Here is a 16446-nt window from a genome sequence, read left to right as displayed (position 1 = left end):
GGCGATTTTTTGTATAGAAGAGGATGATTAGGATGGAAATTAAACGTTGTGGTGGGATTGCGCGATATTGGGTCTGCTAGTTGGTTGTTACTGAAGCTTTGATTAAAGGAGTTATTAATCATGAATAAAACCAAAAGCACCCCAAAAATTAGTACCTTAGAAGCAGTCATTGTCTTATTAGTTGTGTTAGGCATTATGAGCCTTGGTGTTATTGGGTTCGGTTTGTCACCTCAAGTTCCCGTGTTACTTGCCATGGGCGTTGTGACTGCTTGGGCCATGTTGCGTGGCTTTCCTTGGTCAGCAGTGAATGCCGGTATTAAGGAAGGTATCGATCAAGGGATTATTCCCATCTTTATTTTTATTCTCATTGGCGCGATGATTTCCACCTGGATCGCTGCCGGCACGATTCCAACGTTGATGGTGATTGGCTTTAAGCTGATCAATATTCAGTGGTTCTTGCCATCAGTCTTCATCGTTTGTACGTTAGTCGGTGCCGCAGTCGGCAGTGCCTTTACCGTAACCTCAACAGTTGGAATCGCCTTCTTCGGCATGGGGGTCACGATGAACCTGAATCCAGCATTAGTCGCAGGCGCAATTATCAGTGGCGGTATTTTTGGTGACAAACTTTCCCCATTATCTGAAACGAATAATCTGGCTTCGGCGGTCGTTGATACGGATTTATTTGCCCATATCAAACACTTACTCTGGACGACGCTACCAGCTGGGGTGATCAGCCTCGGATTGTTTGCCATCCTAGGGCATGACAATGCCAATGTCAGTTTAGCCAAGATTAATGAAACGGTCGCAGTCTTGACTGGTAACTTCAGTATTTCCGCATTATCATTATTGCCAATTATCTTAGTTTTCGTTTGTGCTGGCTTTAAAATGCCGGCCATTCCAACGATGCTCTTAAACATCTTTGTTTCAGCGGGCTTAATTTTAGTTGAACAACCGAAAATCACCATGACGAAGTTAGCGGGAATTATTAATACCGGCTTTGTTTCTAAAACGGGTAACACGAGTGTGGATACATTGTTATCACGGGGCGGTATCGTCAGCATGATGAGTATGGTGGCACTGATTGTTGTCACGTTGTCACTTGGTGGGTTGTTGATGAAATTTGGTTTAATCGGTCAAATCATGACCCCAATTGCGAAACGCTTAACGAGTGACGGCAAATTGATTACAGCCGGAATTCTCACTTGTATCGGCGTCAATGTCTTTGTCGGGGAACAATTCCTATCTATTATCTTACCCGGCCGGGCCTTTCGTAAGGCCTTTAACGACGGTGGCTTAGCGGATCAATCCTTAGGTCGTGTGCTGGAGGATGGTGGGACAGTCATCAACTACTTAGTGCCATGGGGTGTTGGTGGGGTCTTTTTAACCACGACGTTAGGGGTCCCAACGGTTCAGTACTTGCCATTTGCTTTCTTCAGTCTACTTTGCCCAATTATTTCTATCATCAGTGGCTTTACCGGTGTCGGGTTAGCGCATGTGGGTCAATCCAAGTCTGCACAGGCTAAAGTTACTCAAGCGACTGAAATTAACTAATTTATAGTGATAGAGACGCTAAACACTGAGTGATAACTAAAAATACCAGCGCGAGTTATAATGACCGGCGCTGGTATTTTTTAATGCTTGCTTACTTTTCAGGAGTTAAGTTAGTTTGGAAGTCGTCGAAAATGGGGTGCGATAAATTGATACCCTTAGCCTTGGCAATGAACCAAGCGAGCACTTGGAATGGAATAATGGCTAAGAGTGGCACTTTCAAGCCATCTTCAATTGGATAAAGTTGCAACGTTTGTTCGTCGTTAATTTCCGGCTGTTCACCAGTAAAGCTGATTGTGTAAATGTGTGGTGTCAACCGGGATTCGTAGGCTTTGACCGCTTGTAGTGCTAGCATAACGTCTGGCTGCGTGGACATCTCTAGATAGAATTGGCGGTGCGTTTCGTGAGCACCGAGATAGCCGCCATGGGTAAATTCAGACAGTGTATAGCCGTGCGTCGGAACGCGAACGATTTCCGTAAATTTCGTTTCCATTTCAGTTAAGGTGCCCGCTAAACTGCTGGCACCGATACTTGTAAACTCGGTGGCAAGACCGAAGTCAATCGTAAATTTCCGATAATAGTCATTGGCGCGTTGAATTGTTTCATTGATATGCTCAATGATCAAGCCGAAATCATCGAGTTCCTGGTTGGCGGCTAATTTTGTGAGCAAGTCACGGTCGGCGGCACTCCGTAAACTTAAAAACATCAGTGCGAGCACGATGGCGTTGTAACTGAGTGTAATGTATGGAATGGTTTCTTTGCCAGTCAGCAAGTTAAAGCTTGTTTGCGCTAACGTCACGAGTGGACTTTCCAGTTGTGCGGTCATGGCAATTGTCGTGGCGTTGCTACTAGTTTGGGCTTTCTTAACAGCGGCCAGAGTGAGTGGGTCTGACCCGCTGAGTGAAATGCCGATAATGGTGTCGATGGCTGGATTGACATGTCCATAGTTTAAATAGGCGGCAGCGTCAACGACGTCAACTTGAAGATTGGCTGTTTTTTGCATATACGGCCGCGCGCTTTTGGCGGCATTTAAACTGGAAGCATTGGTTAAAATCAACCAGTGTGCGGTAGTTGCCGGGACATTGGCCAGCGCTTGGGAGGTCGCGGTTGGATAGGCCGTTAATAAATTGCCGAGTACTGTTTGTTCGCGGCGAATATAGGACAACATTGTGGGATTATTCATCATCATCATGAGCGATGGCTCCTTATAAAATTAATTAGTTAATTAAATTTAAATGCGATTAATTATCAACATCATAGCCGGTCTACCGAGTGAAAGCAACGACAAACGGTTGTGAAATCCGGATACTAACCTGTTTGGATGCGGCTAAACGGTAGTCGTCATCTCAATTGGTTACGGTTTTACTGAGATTGGGCTTGGTTATTCGGTCAAATCAATGTTCGTGTTTGCAATTGCGCCTGAATTCTGCTAAGGTTACTGACAAACAAAAACCATTAACTAAATTAATTGCCTATATAATGCCATGATAAGGATGGCGAGTTTCTACCCAGCACCGTAAATGTTGGACTATAAGCGAATTGAGCCGATGTCATTCGCGCGCTTTTTGCCGTGGATTGCAGTCGGCTCTTTTTCTTTCTGAATAGGCAGAAGGAGCAGATTTTGACAGAAAAAGTAGATTTGGTGATCACTGGTGCGCAAGTGTTGAACGTCTTAACGCGTGAGTTTGAGGCGACTAGTTTGTGGATTAAAAATGGGCAGATCATTAGTAATTTAAAGGATGAACCGTATGTGGCGGCGCAACAGTATAATGCGACTGGCAAATGGATCGTCCCTGGCATGATCGATGCGCACGTCCACATGGAAAGTGCCATGGTGGCACCGAGTGAACTGGGCAAAGTTTTGCTGAAACATGGCGTTACGGCGATTGCGACTGATCCACATGAGTTAGCGAACGTTGCCGGGACCGCGGGCATTCAGTATTTAATTGATGATGCGCGACAGACCCCACTAGATGTCTTTTTCATGTTGCCATCCTCAGTTCCGTGTGTGCCATTTGATGATAATGGTGCGACTTTGCATGCGGCAGATTTGCGGCCATTATATGCTGAACCAGAAGTGCACGGCTTGGCCGAAGTGATGGATTACGGCGCTGTCGAGCGAGGTGATCAAGATACACTGGCAAAGATTCGTGATGCCAACGCCCACGGCTATCATGCGGATGGCCATGCGGCAGGTTTGAATCCCCATCAATTAAACGTGATGCGCAACGCCGGCCTAGATACTGACCACGAATGTACGACGGTGGCTGAAGCGTTAGACCGGGTCAAAGCAGGTATGTGGGTCTTTTTACGTGAGGGCACGGTTGAACGGGATGTGTTAGGCACGATTGGCGCCGTTACAGAAGCTAATGCGGGTCGTTTTGCCTTTTGTACGGATGATAAAACGATTGCTGATCTGATGACGGAAGGGTCAATCGATTACAACGTCAAATTGGCGATTCAAAGTGGCATGCGCCCCGCTTTAGCCTATACGCTCGCAAGTTATCATGCGGCGTTAGCCCATCGACTCAACGATCGCGGCAGTTTAACTGCTGGCAAGTTGGCCGATTTAGTCGTCTTAGATGATGTGACGCAGGTCAAAGTGGCCCGTACCATGAAAAACGGTCAGTGGCTCACTTCGGAAGCCAAGACTCAGCCGTTACCATTTACCGCCACACGGATTCATCAGCATGCGACTTTAGCCCAGTTGAACTTACCTTTAACGACTGGTCATGTGAATGTGATTGGCGTGCAACCGAACCATATTGAAACGGATCATTTAGTTTGCGACGTGCCGGTCGCGGATGGCGTCTTCCAACCAGACCTACAACAAGATATTTTGAAAATGGTCGTTGTTGAACGGCATAAAAATACCGGCCGTGTGGGGGTTGGCTTGGTCCATGGCTTTCAATTAAAACACGGTGCTGTGGCGGGCTCCGTCGCACATGATGCGCATAATATCGTAGCGGTTGGGACGTCAGATTTGGCAATTTTACGTGCCATCGACCAAATCACCAAGACTAACGGTGGCATTGCAGTGGCGGATGATGAGCAGATTATGGCTAATATGCCACTAGCGATTGGCGGACTATTATCAGCGAGTGCTTACCAAGTTGCAGCCGAACAATTGGCAACGATCAAAGCGGCATATAATCAAATTTGTGAAACTGACATTCCATTTGATCCATTTATCACCCTGTCTTTCTTAACTTTACCTGTCATTCCAACCTTGAAATTAACGGATCGTGGATTGTTTGATTATGAGTCCTTTGACTTTATCCCAGTTGAAATTAAATAAATGCGGCACAACTAAAACAGCCGCTCATCCAAGAAAAGATTTTCTAGGATGAGCGGCTGTTTTTTGATGAGTTATGATTTTGAGCGTTTGCTGCGACGCCAAGCAAAGTAAAAAGTTATTAGCATATAGAAAAAGTCGACTGGAATGGTTTCACGTAAGGGTACGTTTAGTAAGATTACGGAAACTAGTGTCAGGACTACGATAAAAATTAGGGAGCCTTCTGACCAATCGAGGACCCATTTAGGCAAGTCAATCACGTCCGTTTCGTTTCATTCCAGCTTACCACAATTCGATCATTAATTTTGACGAATTGTTTTGGTTGGTGCAGCTTTGATGGCTAGGCGCGGCCGGTCACGTAAAGCGCGGAGTGCCCATAAAATTGAAACCGTATCGACGACTTCTTGGAGCATGGCCCCAAAGAGCGCAGGAATAATCCCGGAACTGGCGATCAGCATCAAAATTGTACAAATGGCAATCCCAATCCAAACGGACTGTTTTGCCACGGCCATCGTATCCTTAGCAATTTGAATGGCCGTGACGACGCGGCTGAGGTCGTCTTTTAAAATGACGACGTCGGCCGATTCACTTGCCGCCGTGGAACCATGAGCCCCCATGGCGATGCCAACATCGGCAACCGCTAAAGAAGGGGCGTCGTTAACACCGTCGCCGACCATGATCACGGGGCGACCAGCTTTGGGAATGGTTTTTAAGTTTTTGATTTTATCGGCTGGCAGCAAGTCCGCTTGCACGGTATCGATGCCAACTTCAGTGGCGATTTTATCCGCAATCGCGCGTTGATCCCCCGTGAGCATCATGACGTTTTTAACGCCTTCTGCGTGTAAGGCTTGCAACGTGGCGATGGCTTCTGGCCGGACATTATCGATAAAGGTAATGTAGCCAGCGTAGTGACCATCGATTGCCACATAAATGGCGGTTTCTGCTAAGGGCTTTTGAGCCGTTTCTGGGTCAACGAAGCTTAATTTTCCGACCTTGACTTCGTGATCATCAACTTGAGCCGTGACCCCGTTCCCGGTGACTTCGGCTAAGTCATTGGCTGGGCTTAATGGCGTATCGTTGGCATATTTAACAATCGAACGCGCCAAAATATGACTAGAATTTTGTTCAGCACTGGCGGCTAAATGTAAAACGGTCTCAGCGGTAAAGGCTGCTTGAGGCACAATTTTATTAACGGTCAATTGGCCACTCGTAATCGTCCCGGTCTTATCAAAGGCGGCAGATTTAGCGGTGGACAATTTTTCCAACATATCCCCAGTTTTAACGACGATCCCATTTCGACTCGTACGACTCATCCCAGAGACTAGCGCAACGGGTGCCGCTAGAATCAATGGACAAGGGGAGGCGACAACCAAAACTTCGGCAAAGCGATGCGGGTCACCACTCATGGCCCAAGCGACACCAGCAATGACGTAAGCGACGAGGGTAAATGGGACTGCATAGCGGTCAGCCAGCCGAACGAATTTAGCTGGGCGAGCTTCAGATTCTTTGACTAATTTAACCAGTTGTTGATACTGACTGTCGGCTGCGACTTTGTCAACGACCATCGTGACAGCACTGTCGCCGTTAACGGCCCCAGACATTAAGTCGTCACCCACAACTTTTTCAACTGGTTTGGATTCACCGGTTAAGGAAGATTCATCAAACAGGGCAGTACCATCGATTAAATGACCATCGACGGGGACGAGCTCACCTGGTTTGACGACGAGTTGGTCTGAAACGTTCGCATCTTCAACCGCGATATCGGTCAGTTGACCATTGACAAGTCGGTGGGCAGTCCGTGGCGAGTTATCCAATAAAGCCTTTAGCTCGGTGCTGGCACGTTTAGCGGCGTAGTCTTCCAACGAATCCCCACCAGTCAGCATGATCAAAACAACGAGGCCGGCCCAGTATTCACTAACGGCTAAGGTCGCCACAATTGCGGTAATGGCGAGCAAATCGACCCCATATTTCCCTGAACGTAATGTTTTGACCATTTCAACAAACATGGAGAGGGCCATGATTGACCCCGTCAAAGTAATGATTATTTGTGCGGCTAACTGTTGATGTAAGCCAAATTCTAAGATTAATGCCACAATTCCGACACTAACAGTTAAAGTTAATTTGTAATAATGTCGCATTGATAATCCCTCCTCTTGAATTTTGTAACCGGTTCCTTTGTGATTAGCATAATGTTAACACTAAACATCGTTAATTTAAACAGATAAGAATGGTTCTAAACAAAACATAATAATTTGCGGAAAAGAAGATTTATTTTCTGAAAAATCGGTAAAAATGACCGGTTAAAAGGTGGCTTAAGCTTATCGTGATAGGCTTAAACGCCCGTCAAACCGGTTATTTTACATATTTTCTAATGCTAGTATACTAATAGATGAATATCAGATATCAGAATAAATACTGAAATCAGCATTTGTATTAGCGGTGTCGCGCTGTACAGGTGGTAACTTGTTACCCTGTCGTGCGACCTTTTTGTGTATGATGGCACCATTTAAACTTGCTAGGTGACTGCATGCAACTAACTTATCTGATAAATTCAAGGGGGTTATCCATTAGCAAGATATTGAATGTAACAATTTGATCGTTACGTTGTGTGTCAGAGTGTGCGCGAAGGCGGGAGCTGGTGAGCATTGCCTAGCTAATCACATAATGCGTTCTTGGCATTCTGTGATTGGCGTAGCAAGCGGAGCCCGCTGCCTGAGTAAGCACGTTTCGACTATTATAGTAGAAACGTGCTCGCCGACACTGCGACCTCCGCTTAGGGTAACTAGGCAATTACTCGGAAAAGCACCGAGTACTTACCTAGTTAGCCTAATGCTCAGTCGCAACCCGTGTCAGCTCACACTCTTGCACTAGCTATCAGCGCTAAATATGGTGAATACCAACGTAGATTATGCAATTAAAAATTGTCAGTATGGCGTCCCGCGGAATTCAACCAACGGAAAGAAGGAAATTCTGCTACTGATTTTGAGTTAGCACAAACCGAGTTCTGCAGACAATGCCGATTAAACCTTATTTAATAAGGGTACTGAGTGCTCCGAGGAATCAATCTCGGAGGGGTGTACCGATTGCTAGTCGGAAATTAACGCGTGGGGACTTCCAGTTAGCTGGGAGGCAGAACCACGAATATTTGATATAGAAAGTATATGTTCAGTAGCAGGTTTATTATTTTAAAAAGCAAGAATATTGATTGGTGGGTGTACTTACCAACGATTGGATTATTCGCTGTCGCTTCAATTTTTCTGTTAGTCGGTGGTAAATCCTTGGAAACTGGCTTGGGCTCAATCCTGAACTGGTTGACGGTTAACATGAGTTGGCTGTACATGCTCGTTTACGTCATCAACTTTATCTTCTTCATTTACCTCGCTTTTAGTAAGCTCGGTAAAACGAAACTAGGTGGCCCCAAAGACAAACCGGAATTTTCAACATTCCATTGGGGTAGCATGGTTTACGCAACTGGGATCGATGCCAGCATCTTGATGTTGAGTATTGCTGATCCTTTGCGTTATTTACAAAGTCCATCATTTGGCGTCAAGCCATTTTCAAATTCCGCGTATAATTATGCGCACATGCTCGGTCAGTTTAACTGGGGCCCTATGGCGTGGATGATGTTTGCACCAGCCACGATTGGGATCGCTTATGCGATGTATGTGAAGCATGTCAAAGTACAACGGCTCAGTGCCGCCATTTCAGTTTTAGCAGGTCCGGGTCTCGCCAAACAGCTGGCCCGCAATGTCATTGATTTCTTAGTCATTATCGGCATCATGGGTGGTGTCGGGACTTCTGTTGGGATGGAAATCCCAGTTATTTCGAAGGTTTTGAGTACCGTTACCGGTGTCGCAGATACGATGACGTTAAAGCTTGGACTATTTGCCATTCTATTTGTCATCTTTGCGGCGGCCGTCTTTAATGGCCTCAAACGTGGGATTGGCCGGTTAAGTTCAGCCCACATTTGGTTAGCGATTGGGTTCTTAGTGGTTGTCTTGTTAGTCGGCCCAACGACTTATATTTTGAATTCTGAAACGAATAGTATCGGGTTATTTATCAATAAATTTGTTAGTTTAAGTTTCAATTCATCACCAAATGGGCCAATGACTGCTATGCAAAGCCAAACGATTTTCTATTGGGGCTGGTGGTTATCCTTTATGCCAGTGATGGGCTTGTTCATTGCACGGATCTCACGTGGCCGGACAATTCGCCAAGTCTTAGGTGGGATGTTGTTATGGGGCTCATTAGGCTGTGTCAGCTTCTATGCCATCCTTGGTGGGTACGCGTTGTACTTACAAAAGATGGGCATCGTCAACTTGGTTCACATTTTGAATACTCAAGGCCAAGCAGCGGTGATTGCTGCCGTCTTAACGACCTTGCCGCTTAAGATGATCATGTTAGCCTTGTATTGCTTATCGTGCTTCATCTTCTTGGCAACGACGGTCTCTTCATTTGCCTTTATTACGTCATCATTTACAAGTAAAGAATTATCAGTTGGGCAACAGCCTAGTCGTTTCAATCGGATGAGCTGGGTCGTCATCTTCCTCTTGTTCTCATTAGGATTAGTGACGGTCGGTGGCTTCAAAGCTATTCAGTCGATTTGTGCGATGTCGGGCTTCCCATTGATTGCAGTCTGTTTGATTTTGCTAGTTTCCATCTATCATGATTTGACGACGGATCCAGTGGAAGAGGCGGCTAAAATTGCGGCGAAAGCTAAAGTTGCGGCTAAACGGAAAGCGTTGGCGCGCGATGTCGAAATCTCGACGAAATCTGACTACGCTGGTGAACGGCGTACCAGTCGGAAGTCGGCTTCGGAAACGGATTAGGCTGAGTGAACTGTTTCGAGGCTAAAATTTAAAATGACTCAGGAGAGGTCTGTATGCAAAATACAGGCCTCTTTTTTTCAGCTTAAGCGACAATTTTGCCCTAGTTTACGCAATCTAAACAATAACTTTACCGGACGGTGATCATCCCTTTACACCGACAATCTATACTCATAACTGTAATCGAAATAAGTCAATGTAAGGTGGTTACTAATGATGAAGACATTCGGTAAATTGATGACGGTTTTAGGATTGGGCTTATTAATTAGTGGTTGGGGGACCCTAGTTCGGTGGCATCAGCCACATCCCGTTTCCTTTCGCTGATAATCCAGCGGCGGCAACCAGTTTACCAGTCTTGCGACATCGGCAACAACGACTGCGAGCGGTCACCTTACCGCCAGAACTACCAACCCGATTGACGACTGGTCCAATACCCAATGCGGTTCATTGGCAATCGAGCGTACGAGTTGGAATGTTTAAGCCCGTTTCGAATTAAGTCATGGTTGGTATAACCAAGGTCAAAAGAGATTAGGATTGCAGGTTTGGGGAGTAGTTATTTGGAGCTGTCATGATGCCTAGGTGGGCCTCGGCAGGTTTTGTTGAGCTAGGCGACATGATTGGGTTGGGCTTGGGTGACCAAGTCCTTTTTTGCGTGGTAAGCGATTGGAATCGTTTTTTGAAAGTCACCTGACAAACGCGTGGTCATTGCTACCAAGCTTGATGACTGGTAGTTAGTGACGGTCGTGCAATGATCAGTTGGATAGAATTTTGTGAATGACTGTTGGCAATAATTGTATCGACGGGGAAATCAGACTATGATGAGACTAAACTGATGTGTACAGTTATTGAAAATCAGATTAGGGGATGCATTTATGGAATCTGCCGAAAAAATTGAAATTTTACGCCAATTAGTTAAGATTCAGTCTGTTAACGGGAACGAATTAGCAGTTGCAACTTACCTCAAGACATTATTTGATCAAGCAGGGATTAAGTGCCAAGTCCTGCCAGCTGGGGATCAGCGGGCGAATTTGGTTGCTGAGGTTGGCACTGGGCAACCTGTTTTAGCTGTTTCTGGGCATATGGATACGGTCGCAGTCACTGCCGCTGAGTGGAATCAGGACCCATTTACCCTGACCACGGTTGGCGACCAGTTAGTCGGTCGTGGCAGTTGTGACATGAAGAGTGGTTTGGCAGCCTTAGTAATCGCGATGATCGAGTTAAAAGACCATCAGGTTCCGCTAAATGGGACGATACGGTTGTTAGCCACATATGGTGAGGAATTCGCAGAACAAGGGGCGGCTGATTTGACGGCAGCTGGGTATATGCAAGACGTGGCCGCTTTAATGATTGCTGAACCAACTGGTTATAATATTTGTTACGCGCAAGCGGGATCTGTCGATGTTACTTTAACGTCTAAAGGGCAGACAGCACATAGCTCAATGCCGAAAATGGGCAACAATGCGGTAGCTCATTTAGTAAATGCCTTAGTTCAGATTCAGGAAAAGGTCAAAACTTTGACGGCTGGGGTTAGGAATGATGTTTTGAACACGGAAACGTTGTTTAATATCGATGTTTTCCATGGCGGTAATCAGGTCAATACGATTCCAAACTTAGCTCAAGCACAAATCAATATGCGGACGATTCCAGAAATTAGCAATGACGCCTTGATCAAGACGTTTAAAACGACGCTAGCCGACTATAATGCCGCTAATGGCAGTGACATCAGTTTACACGTTGAAATGTCGGTTCATCCCGTCGTCGGTGATCCCGATGGCCGGATGCTACGCTTGATTCAACGACTAGGCCAGCCTTATTTAGAACAGGTCAGTTTTACGCCAGCGGAAGAAAAAATGACGCAACTAGCAGCTCAAGCGATGGGTGTGTTGATTACAGACAAAACGATTCCCGCCATGGGAGCTGCTGGAGGTACCGATGCGCGGCAATTCTTAATTGACCGGCCATTAGGCGCCGATTACACAGTCTTTGGACCGGGTAACTTTACGTCCCATCAAGCCAATGAGTCGATTTCAGCAACTATGTATCTTGACTTCATTAAGTTGTATGAGGAGCTCTTCCCAGCTTATTTGAATGGGGAAAGCTAATAGGATAGCAAAACAGCGTCTCAGAAATCTTAACCTGATTTCTGAGGCGCTGTTTTGGTGGTATCTCGACTGCTTATTTGGTTTTCTTTTTAGCAGGTTGTTGTTTTTTGAGATCACGTAGCGCGTCTTTAAAGGTGACAATTTTATCGGCGTGCTTAACGGACCATTCTTTGTAGTTTGAATGTGAGTCCGTGTCGCTAATCTTTAAGCCAGTTTCTAGCCAGAACAAAGCTTCGGTAAGGGAGCCAAAGTTATGAAACCAGAGGGTGTGGCCATTGTCAGAATCCATGGCAACGTAGGATTTGTAATGGGGGGTTAAGAAGGTATGTTTGACGATCTTAAATGCCGCCCGGCGACGAGTTAATTTATAATCCGGTAAAATATAGCGTCCCGGATGGGCTAACCGCGGAATCGAATTCTTACGTTGTTCCTTATATTCCGTCAGCATTGCCTTGGCGCGGTCAGCGTTGATAAGCGTAATGTTGAATTTTGACATAGCAGGGCTCCCCTTGATCATGCATTTAAAATGATTATTGATTTTATTTAGGTGTTTACATCGTCAATGATAGCGCAGTTTTACTAAAAATCGAAATATAAAAACTTGAATTTAAGGTGATTTAACGCTTCTTATGCGAAATTTAACTAAACAACCAGGCCAATGCGTGAACAGATTGGTAATTGTTATTTCAAACAGCAAGAGTTTAACGCAAGTTGGTATTTTTTTGAGTAACTAAAAAGCGTTTGAGCATTGCGCCCAAACGCCTCTAACATACCATTAAGGTAAATCGTTGCCGGCAGCAAAGTAGATGTCGTACCATTCTTGCCGGGACAAATCAATATCAGCACCAGCAGCATTCTCAGTTAAATGCTTGGGGTTCATGGTGCCTAAGATGACTTGAATCTTAGCGGGATGCCGCAAAATCCAAGCAGTCGCAATCGCACTCTTGCTGGTGTGCTTTTCATCGGCGAGGGCTTGCATGGCGTCATTCAACTTAGGAAACTTCGGATTGTCGAGGAAGATTCCGGCGAAGTTACCGTATTGATAAGGTGACCAAGCTTGAATGGTCATGTGGTGCAGACGCGAGTATTCAATGATTTCGCCGTCGTGGTTAATACTGCGGTCATCTTGCATATTGGTGTGCAAACCGAAGTCGATGGCACCGGTATGCATGACACCAAATTGCAACTGATTGATCATCAAGCGTTGATTTAGCGCTGATTGAAGTAAGTCGACTTGCATCGGATTAAAATTAGAGACCCCAAAATGACGGACTTTGCCACTAATCTGAAGTTCATTGAAAGCCTCAGCAACTTCGGCTGGTTCCATCAATGGATCTGGACGGTGAAGTAGAAAACTATCTAAGTAGTCAACGCCTAAGCGGCTAAGTTCACCGTCGACGGCTTCAATGATGTGCTGTTTAGAGAAATCATAGCGTTTGCCAGGGACAATACCGCCTTTGGATTGGAGATACAGTTGGTCACGCTTAACTGATGATTGTTTTAAAGCTTTGCCAAAAATGGTTGATGAGTCGCCACCACCGTAGATGTCGGCGGAATCAACATAATTGATGCCGAGATCAACTGCGGTTTCCAGTACTTTGGTGGCTTGGTCGACAGTTAAACTATTCATACGCATAATGCCTAAAGCGACTGCGGATGTTTGCATCCCACTTTGGCCTAAATTGATTGTTTTCAAGTGAAAAATCCCCCTTAGAGTTTAAGTTAAGTATACGGGTTAGTGAAAGGGATGTAAACGGTTGCGGGTCTGTAAAAACGAGTCACTTACTTCTATATAATAGTTATTGCGATTATTTTGCTGGTGAAAAAGGGGACCGAGACGATGAAAGCACAAAAAAATAGAACCCAAGGCTTCTCAACTTGAGTTCTACTTATGAGGAATAATCCATATTAGCAAGAAATACTTGTTCAGTGTTCTTAATGCGTTACACCTTCATGCTTATTCAATTTTACGTGTGTCCAACTTCTAACGGACTAACCCGTATTTATTGTAGCTATCTGCTCTAGTCGATCAAAAGTACCTAAATACTTGATTCTTGACTCTTCAAACGGGTTTTAACGAAAGCCGAACTCGCGTTTAAAACTTAGGAATGTCTTCGTAACAGACATGCACCTCCGTTTAAACTTTTAGAAACCTGAAGCTTACAATGGAACTGTACTAGTGGAACTTTAAACTTGGCATCGGCGACACCCTGTCTCTAATCTAAAGATTAAAACTTGATAGTCTAGATAACACCAATTGATGCTGTTGCGGTTATCGTTTATTCAAGGGTTAACGTTCAGCCATCCAACGTAAAATCTCCCGACACTCGCTAGACCGATAACGCTTTTCAACGCCCGAAATGGTTTCGATAACGACCCTAACTTGTCTTACTAGCTGCCTAACATTACAGCGACAGCCAATGCTCATTGAGAAGCTTGCTAATGAGGATTAATTCCTTTCCTCACTTAGTATACTAACAGAATATGTAAGCGGTTGCAATACTAAAGTGCTGAAATTTTAAAAAGTTATTGGCGTTGCTTTTATCCGGATTTTCGTTATGATAAAAGGGTACAACAGTCTGTATGGCGCACGGATTTAACGTGCTGACGGATGATGAAAGGGTGGCCGATAACACGTGATTGATAAAATAGCAGCATACATTGAGAGTTGCCTTGATGCGGGTGATATTTACGGCGCATCGTTTAGCCTAATTACCCCTAAAGGCGTGACCCAGTATTATCGTGGTAAACAAGGAAAAGATGACTTTGCAATTGGTTTAGATCCATCGATGATTTATGATTTGGCTTCGGTAACTAAGGTCGTTGGGACCACGACTCGGATTTTTCAATTGCTTTCGGATCATACGATTCGCTTAGATGATCCCGTAGCACGTTTTCTGCCTGGGTTTGCCCATAAAGAAATTACAATTAAACAATTGTTGCTTCATAATAGTGGCCTGCCGGCTGACATTGATAATTTGACCAATATGAATCGTGAAGATTTAATTGCGGCGGTTTATGACGCTAAGCTGATCAATCGGCCGGGTGAAAAGTTTGTTTATTCAGACTTGGGATACATTATTCTTGGCTGGATCATTCGGACCGTCGATGGTGCTTTAGCTCGGAGCATTCAAGATCATGTTCTTTATCCGCTAGCCATGACGAACACCGGCTATAATTTAAATCGGCCTAAGGTTCGGTTTGTGCCAACCGAGTTTGATCCTCGTCGTGGGCAAATCCAAGGCCAAGTCCATGATTATAAGGCGTTCTTACTCAATGGTGAGAGTGGTCATGCGGGTCTATTTTCGACTTTGACTGATTTAACCGTTTTTATTGAAATGATGTTGAACTTTGGCGAGTATCAAGGCAAACGCGTTTTAGATGAAAATGTCTTTGACTGGTTAGGCGAATACGATGTTGAAGGTCGCACCCTTGGTTGGGAACGTTACAATGGCAAACATCAGTATCTACATACTGGTTATACCGGGACGGCGGTTGCTTTTGATTTAGATCGGCAAGTCGGATTAGTTCTTTTAACCAATCGGGTCTATCCAACCAGTGATAACCAAGTTTGGAATCGTGATCGACAACAGGTTTTTGATCTGTTTTTTAATGATCAAGACTAGTGCAACAAAATAAGCAGTTAGGTCGACTCATCTGAGCGGACCTAACTGCTTATTTTTGTAGCCAGCGAAGACCTGGCGTCCGCGCACAAAGTTGATAGAGTCCAAAACCGCTAATGACACCAGCCCAATTGGTGAGAACGTCGTCGATGTCGATCCAACGATCAATGTGAACGAGCCAATCTAAGATGAATTGGCCACTTTCCAATGACAACCCGGTTAAAAGTCCCAACAGGATTATTCGGCGCCAAGCTAACTTGGGCCGATTCCAACCAATTAAGAAACCTAAAGGCATCGTTAACAGCACGTTGAGCCAAAAGCCAAGATCCAATTCGCGAATCGGGTTGTAAATGATTTTGGTTGGTCCCCACTCAATGTAGGGGAGGATAACGCCACTACTAAAATCGTAATTGGTTGGTGTGTAGCAGAAGGCCGTTAAAATCCAGATGAAGCCGAGCAATGCGCTGCGTTTAAGCCGCTGAAGCTTTGTTAGTGGCAAGCGCCAGATGTGAATTTCCGTGAAAAGAACTGTAATGGTCATTAATAACCAAGGTAGCCAGCCTAACATGTGCAATGGCACTCCTCTCTATCTAATAATGACCTCTATTATAGAGATAAAGAGGTGTTTTTGACAAATTATGAAAAAAGTTATCAAAAATTGTTGACACTTTCATTTCAAATTGGTATATTAGTATACGTTGCTGCTACGGCAGGTCAGCCAAGCGCTGATGAAACGAAAAAGATTATTGAAATTAGTTGTTGACAACTTCTTCAATAATTGATATGATAGTTTCTGTTGTCGCAACGGCAATGATAGTTGAAAAAGCCCGTTAAATTCTTTGAAAAAAAGTATTTGACAGTAAGCGCTTCAGATGCTATGATGATTAAGTTGCGTTGAGGCAATCAACCAACAAATTAGACCTTTGAAAACTGAACAAAGTTTCGACAAATCAAATGTGTAGGGTCTAGCAATCTTCGAGATTGTTAGCAAAACATTTGCGAAGTCAATTCGTGAAAACAATTAATAAATTTGAACCAACTTTTTAAATGAG

General features: G+C 44.7%; 10 protein-coding genes and 1 riboswitch. Of the genes, 5 read left to right on the top strand and 5 right to left on the bottom strand.

What is annotated here, in order from left to right:
• Nucleotides 1–120 precede the first annotated feature (120 nt).
• On the top strand, nucleotides 121–1551 hold the full coding sequence (gene nhaC, locus FFM70_RS00050) for a Na+/H+ antiporter NhaC (RefSeq protein WP_137614823.1): 1431 nt from the start codon (nucleotides 121–123) through the stop codon (nucleotides 1549–1551).
• A 91-nt stretch (nucleotides 1552–1642) separates the two neighbouring features.
• On the opposite strand, the gene FFM70_RS00045 is transcribed toward nhaC, so the two are convergent.
• On the bottom strand, nucleotides 1643–2740 hold the full coding sequence (locus FFM70_RS00045; RefSeq protein ID WP_223877385.1) for an SIS domain-containing protein: 1098 nt from the start codon (nucleotides 2738–2740) through the stop codon (nucleotides 1643–1645).
• Between the two features lie 260 nt (nucleotides 2741–3000).
• A riboswitch (purine riboswitch) is annotated at nucleotides 3001–3099 on the top strand.
• A gap of 70 nt (nucleotides 3100–3169) precedes the next feature.
• On the opposite strand from FFM70_RS00045, the gene ade reads away from it, so the two are divergent.
• Entirely contained in the window at nucleotides 3170–4846 is a 1677-nt protein-coding gene (gene ade / locus FFM70_RS00040) for an adenine deaminase (RefSeq protein ID WP_137614822.1), read from the top strand.
• A 296-nt stretch (nucleotides 4847–5142) separates the two neighbouring features.
• Here ade and FFM70_RS00035 read toward each other — a convergent pair whose 3' ends face one another.
• A complete protein-coding gene (locus FFM70_RS00035) occupies nucleotides 5143–6981 on the bottom strand; it encodes a heavy metal translocating P-type ATPase (protein ID WP_137614821.1) in 1839 nt (612 codons plus the stop codon).
• A 1023-nt stretch (nucleotides 6982–8004) separates the two neighbouring features.
• Here FFM70_RS00035 and FFM70_RS00030 point away from each other — a divergent pair.
• Both FFM70_RS00030 and FFM70_RS00025 read left to right on the top strand, forming a co-directional pair.
• Entirely contained in the window at nucleotides 8005–9672 is a 1668-nt protein-coding gene (locus FFM70_RS00030; protein ID WP_137614820.1) for a BCCT family transporter, read from the top strand.
• A gap of 869 nt (nucleotides 9673–10541) precedes the next feature.
• Complete coding sequence (locus tag FFM70_RS00025; RefSeq protein ID WP_137614819.1) at nucleotides 10542–11771, top strand: ArgE/DapE family deacylase; 1230 nt, start codon at nucleotides 10542–10544, stop codon at nucleotides 11769–11771.
• Nucleotides 11772–11844: 73 nt separating this feature from the next.
• On the opposite strand, the gene FFM70_RS00020 is transcribed toward FFM70_RS00025, so the two are convergent.
• The gene (locus FFM70_RS00020; protein WP_137614818.1) at nucleotides 11845–12267 is read right to left on the bottom strand and encodes a hypothetical protein; all 423 of its coding nucleotides are present in this window, start codon (nucleotides 12265–12267) and stop codon (nucleotides 11845–11847) included.
• Between the two features lie 279 nt (nucleotides 12268–12546).
• On the bottom strand, nucleotides 12547–13467 hold the full coding sequence (locus FFM70_RS00015; protein ID WP_137614817.1) for an aldo/keto reductase: 921 nt from the start codon (nucleotides 13465–13467) through the stop codon (nucleotides 12547–12549).
• Nucleotides 13468–14407: 940 nt separating this feature from the next.
• On the opposite strand from FFM70_RS00015, the gene FFM70_RS00010 reads away from it, so the two are divergent.
• Entirely contained in the window at nucleotides 14408–15397 is a 990-nt protein-coding gene (locus tag FFM70_RS00010) for a serine hydrolase domain-containing protein (protein ID WP_137614816.1), read from the top strand.
• Nucleotides 15398–15446: 49 nt separating this feature from the next.
• Here FFM70_RS00010 and FFM70_RS00005 read toward each other — a convergent pair whose 3' ends face one another.
• A complete protein-coding gene (locus tag FFM70_RS00005; RefSeq protein ID WP_137614815.1) occupies nucleotides 15447–15962 on the bottom strand; it encodes a VanZ family protein in 516 nt (171 codons plus the stop codon).
• Nucleotides 15963–16446: the final 484 nt, after the last annotated feature.

Origin of the sequence: Lactiplantibacillus nangangensis, from assembly GCF_005405065.1 — a bacterium.
Classification (GTDB): Bacteria; Bacillota; Bacilli; order Lactobacillales; family Lactobacillaceae; genus Lactiplantibacillus; species Lactiplantibacillus nangangensis.
The sequence above is the reverse complement of the archived record's forward strand: the minus strand, read 5'-3'. Positions and strand labels throughout refer to the sequence as shown.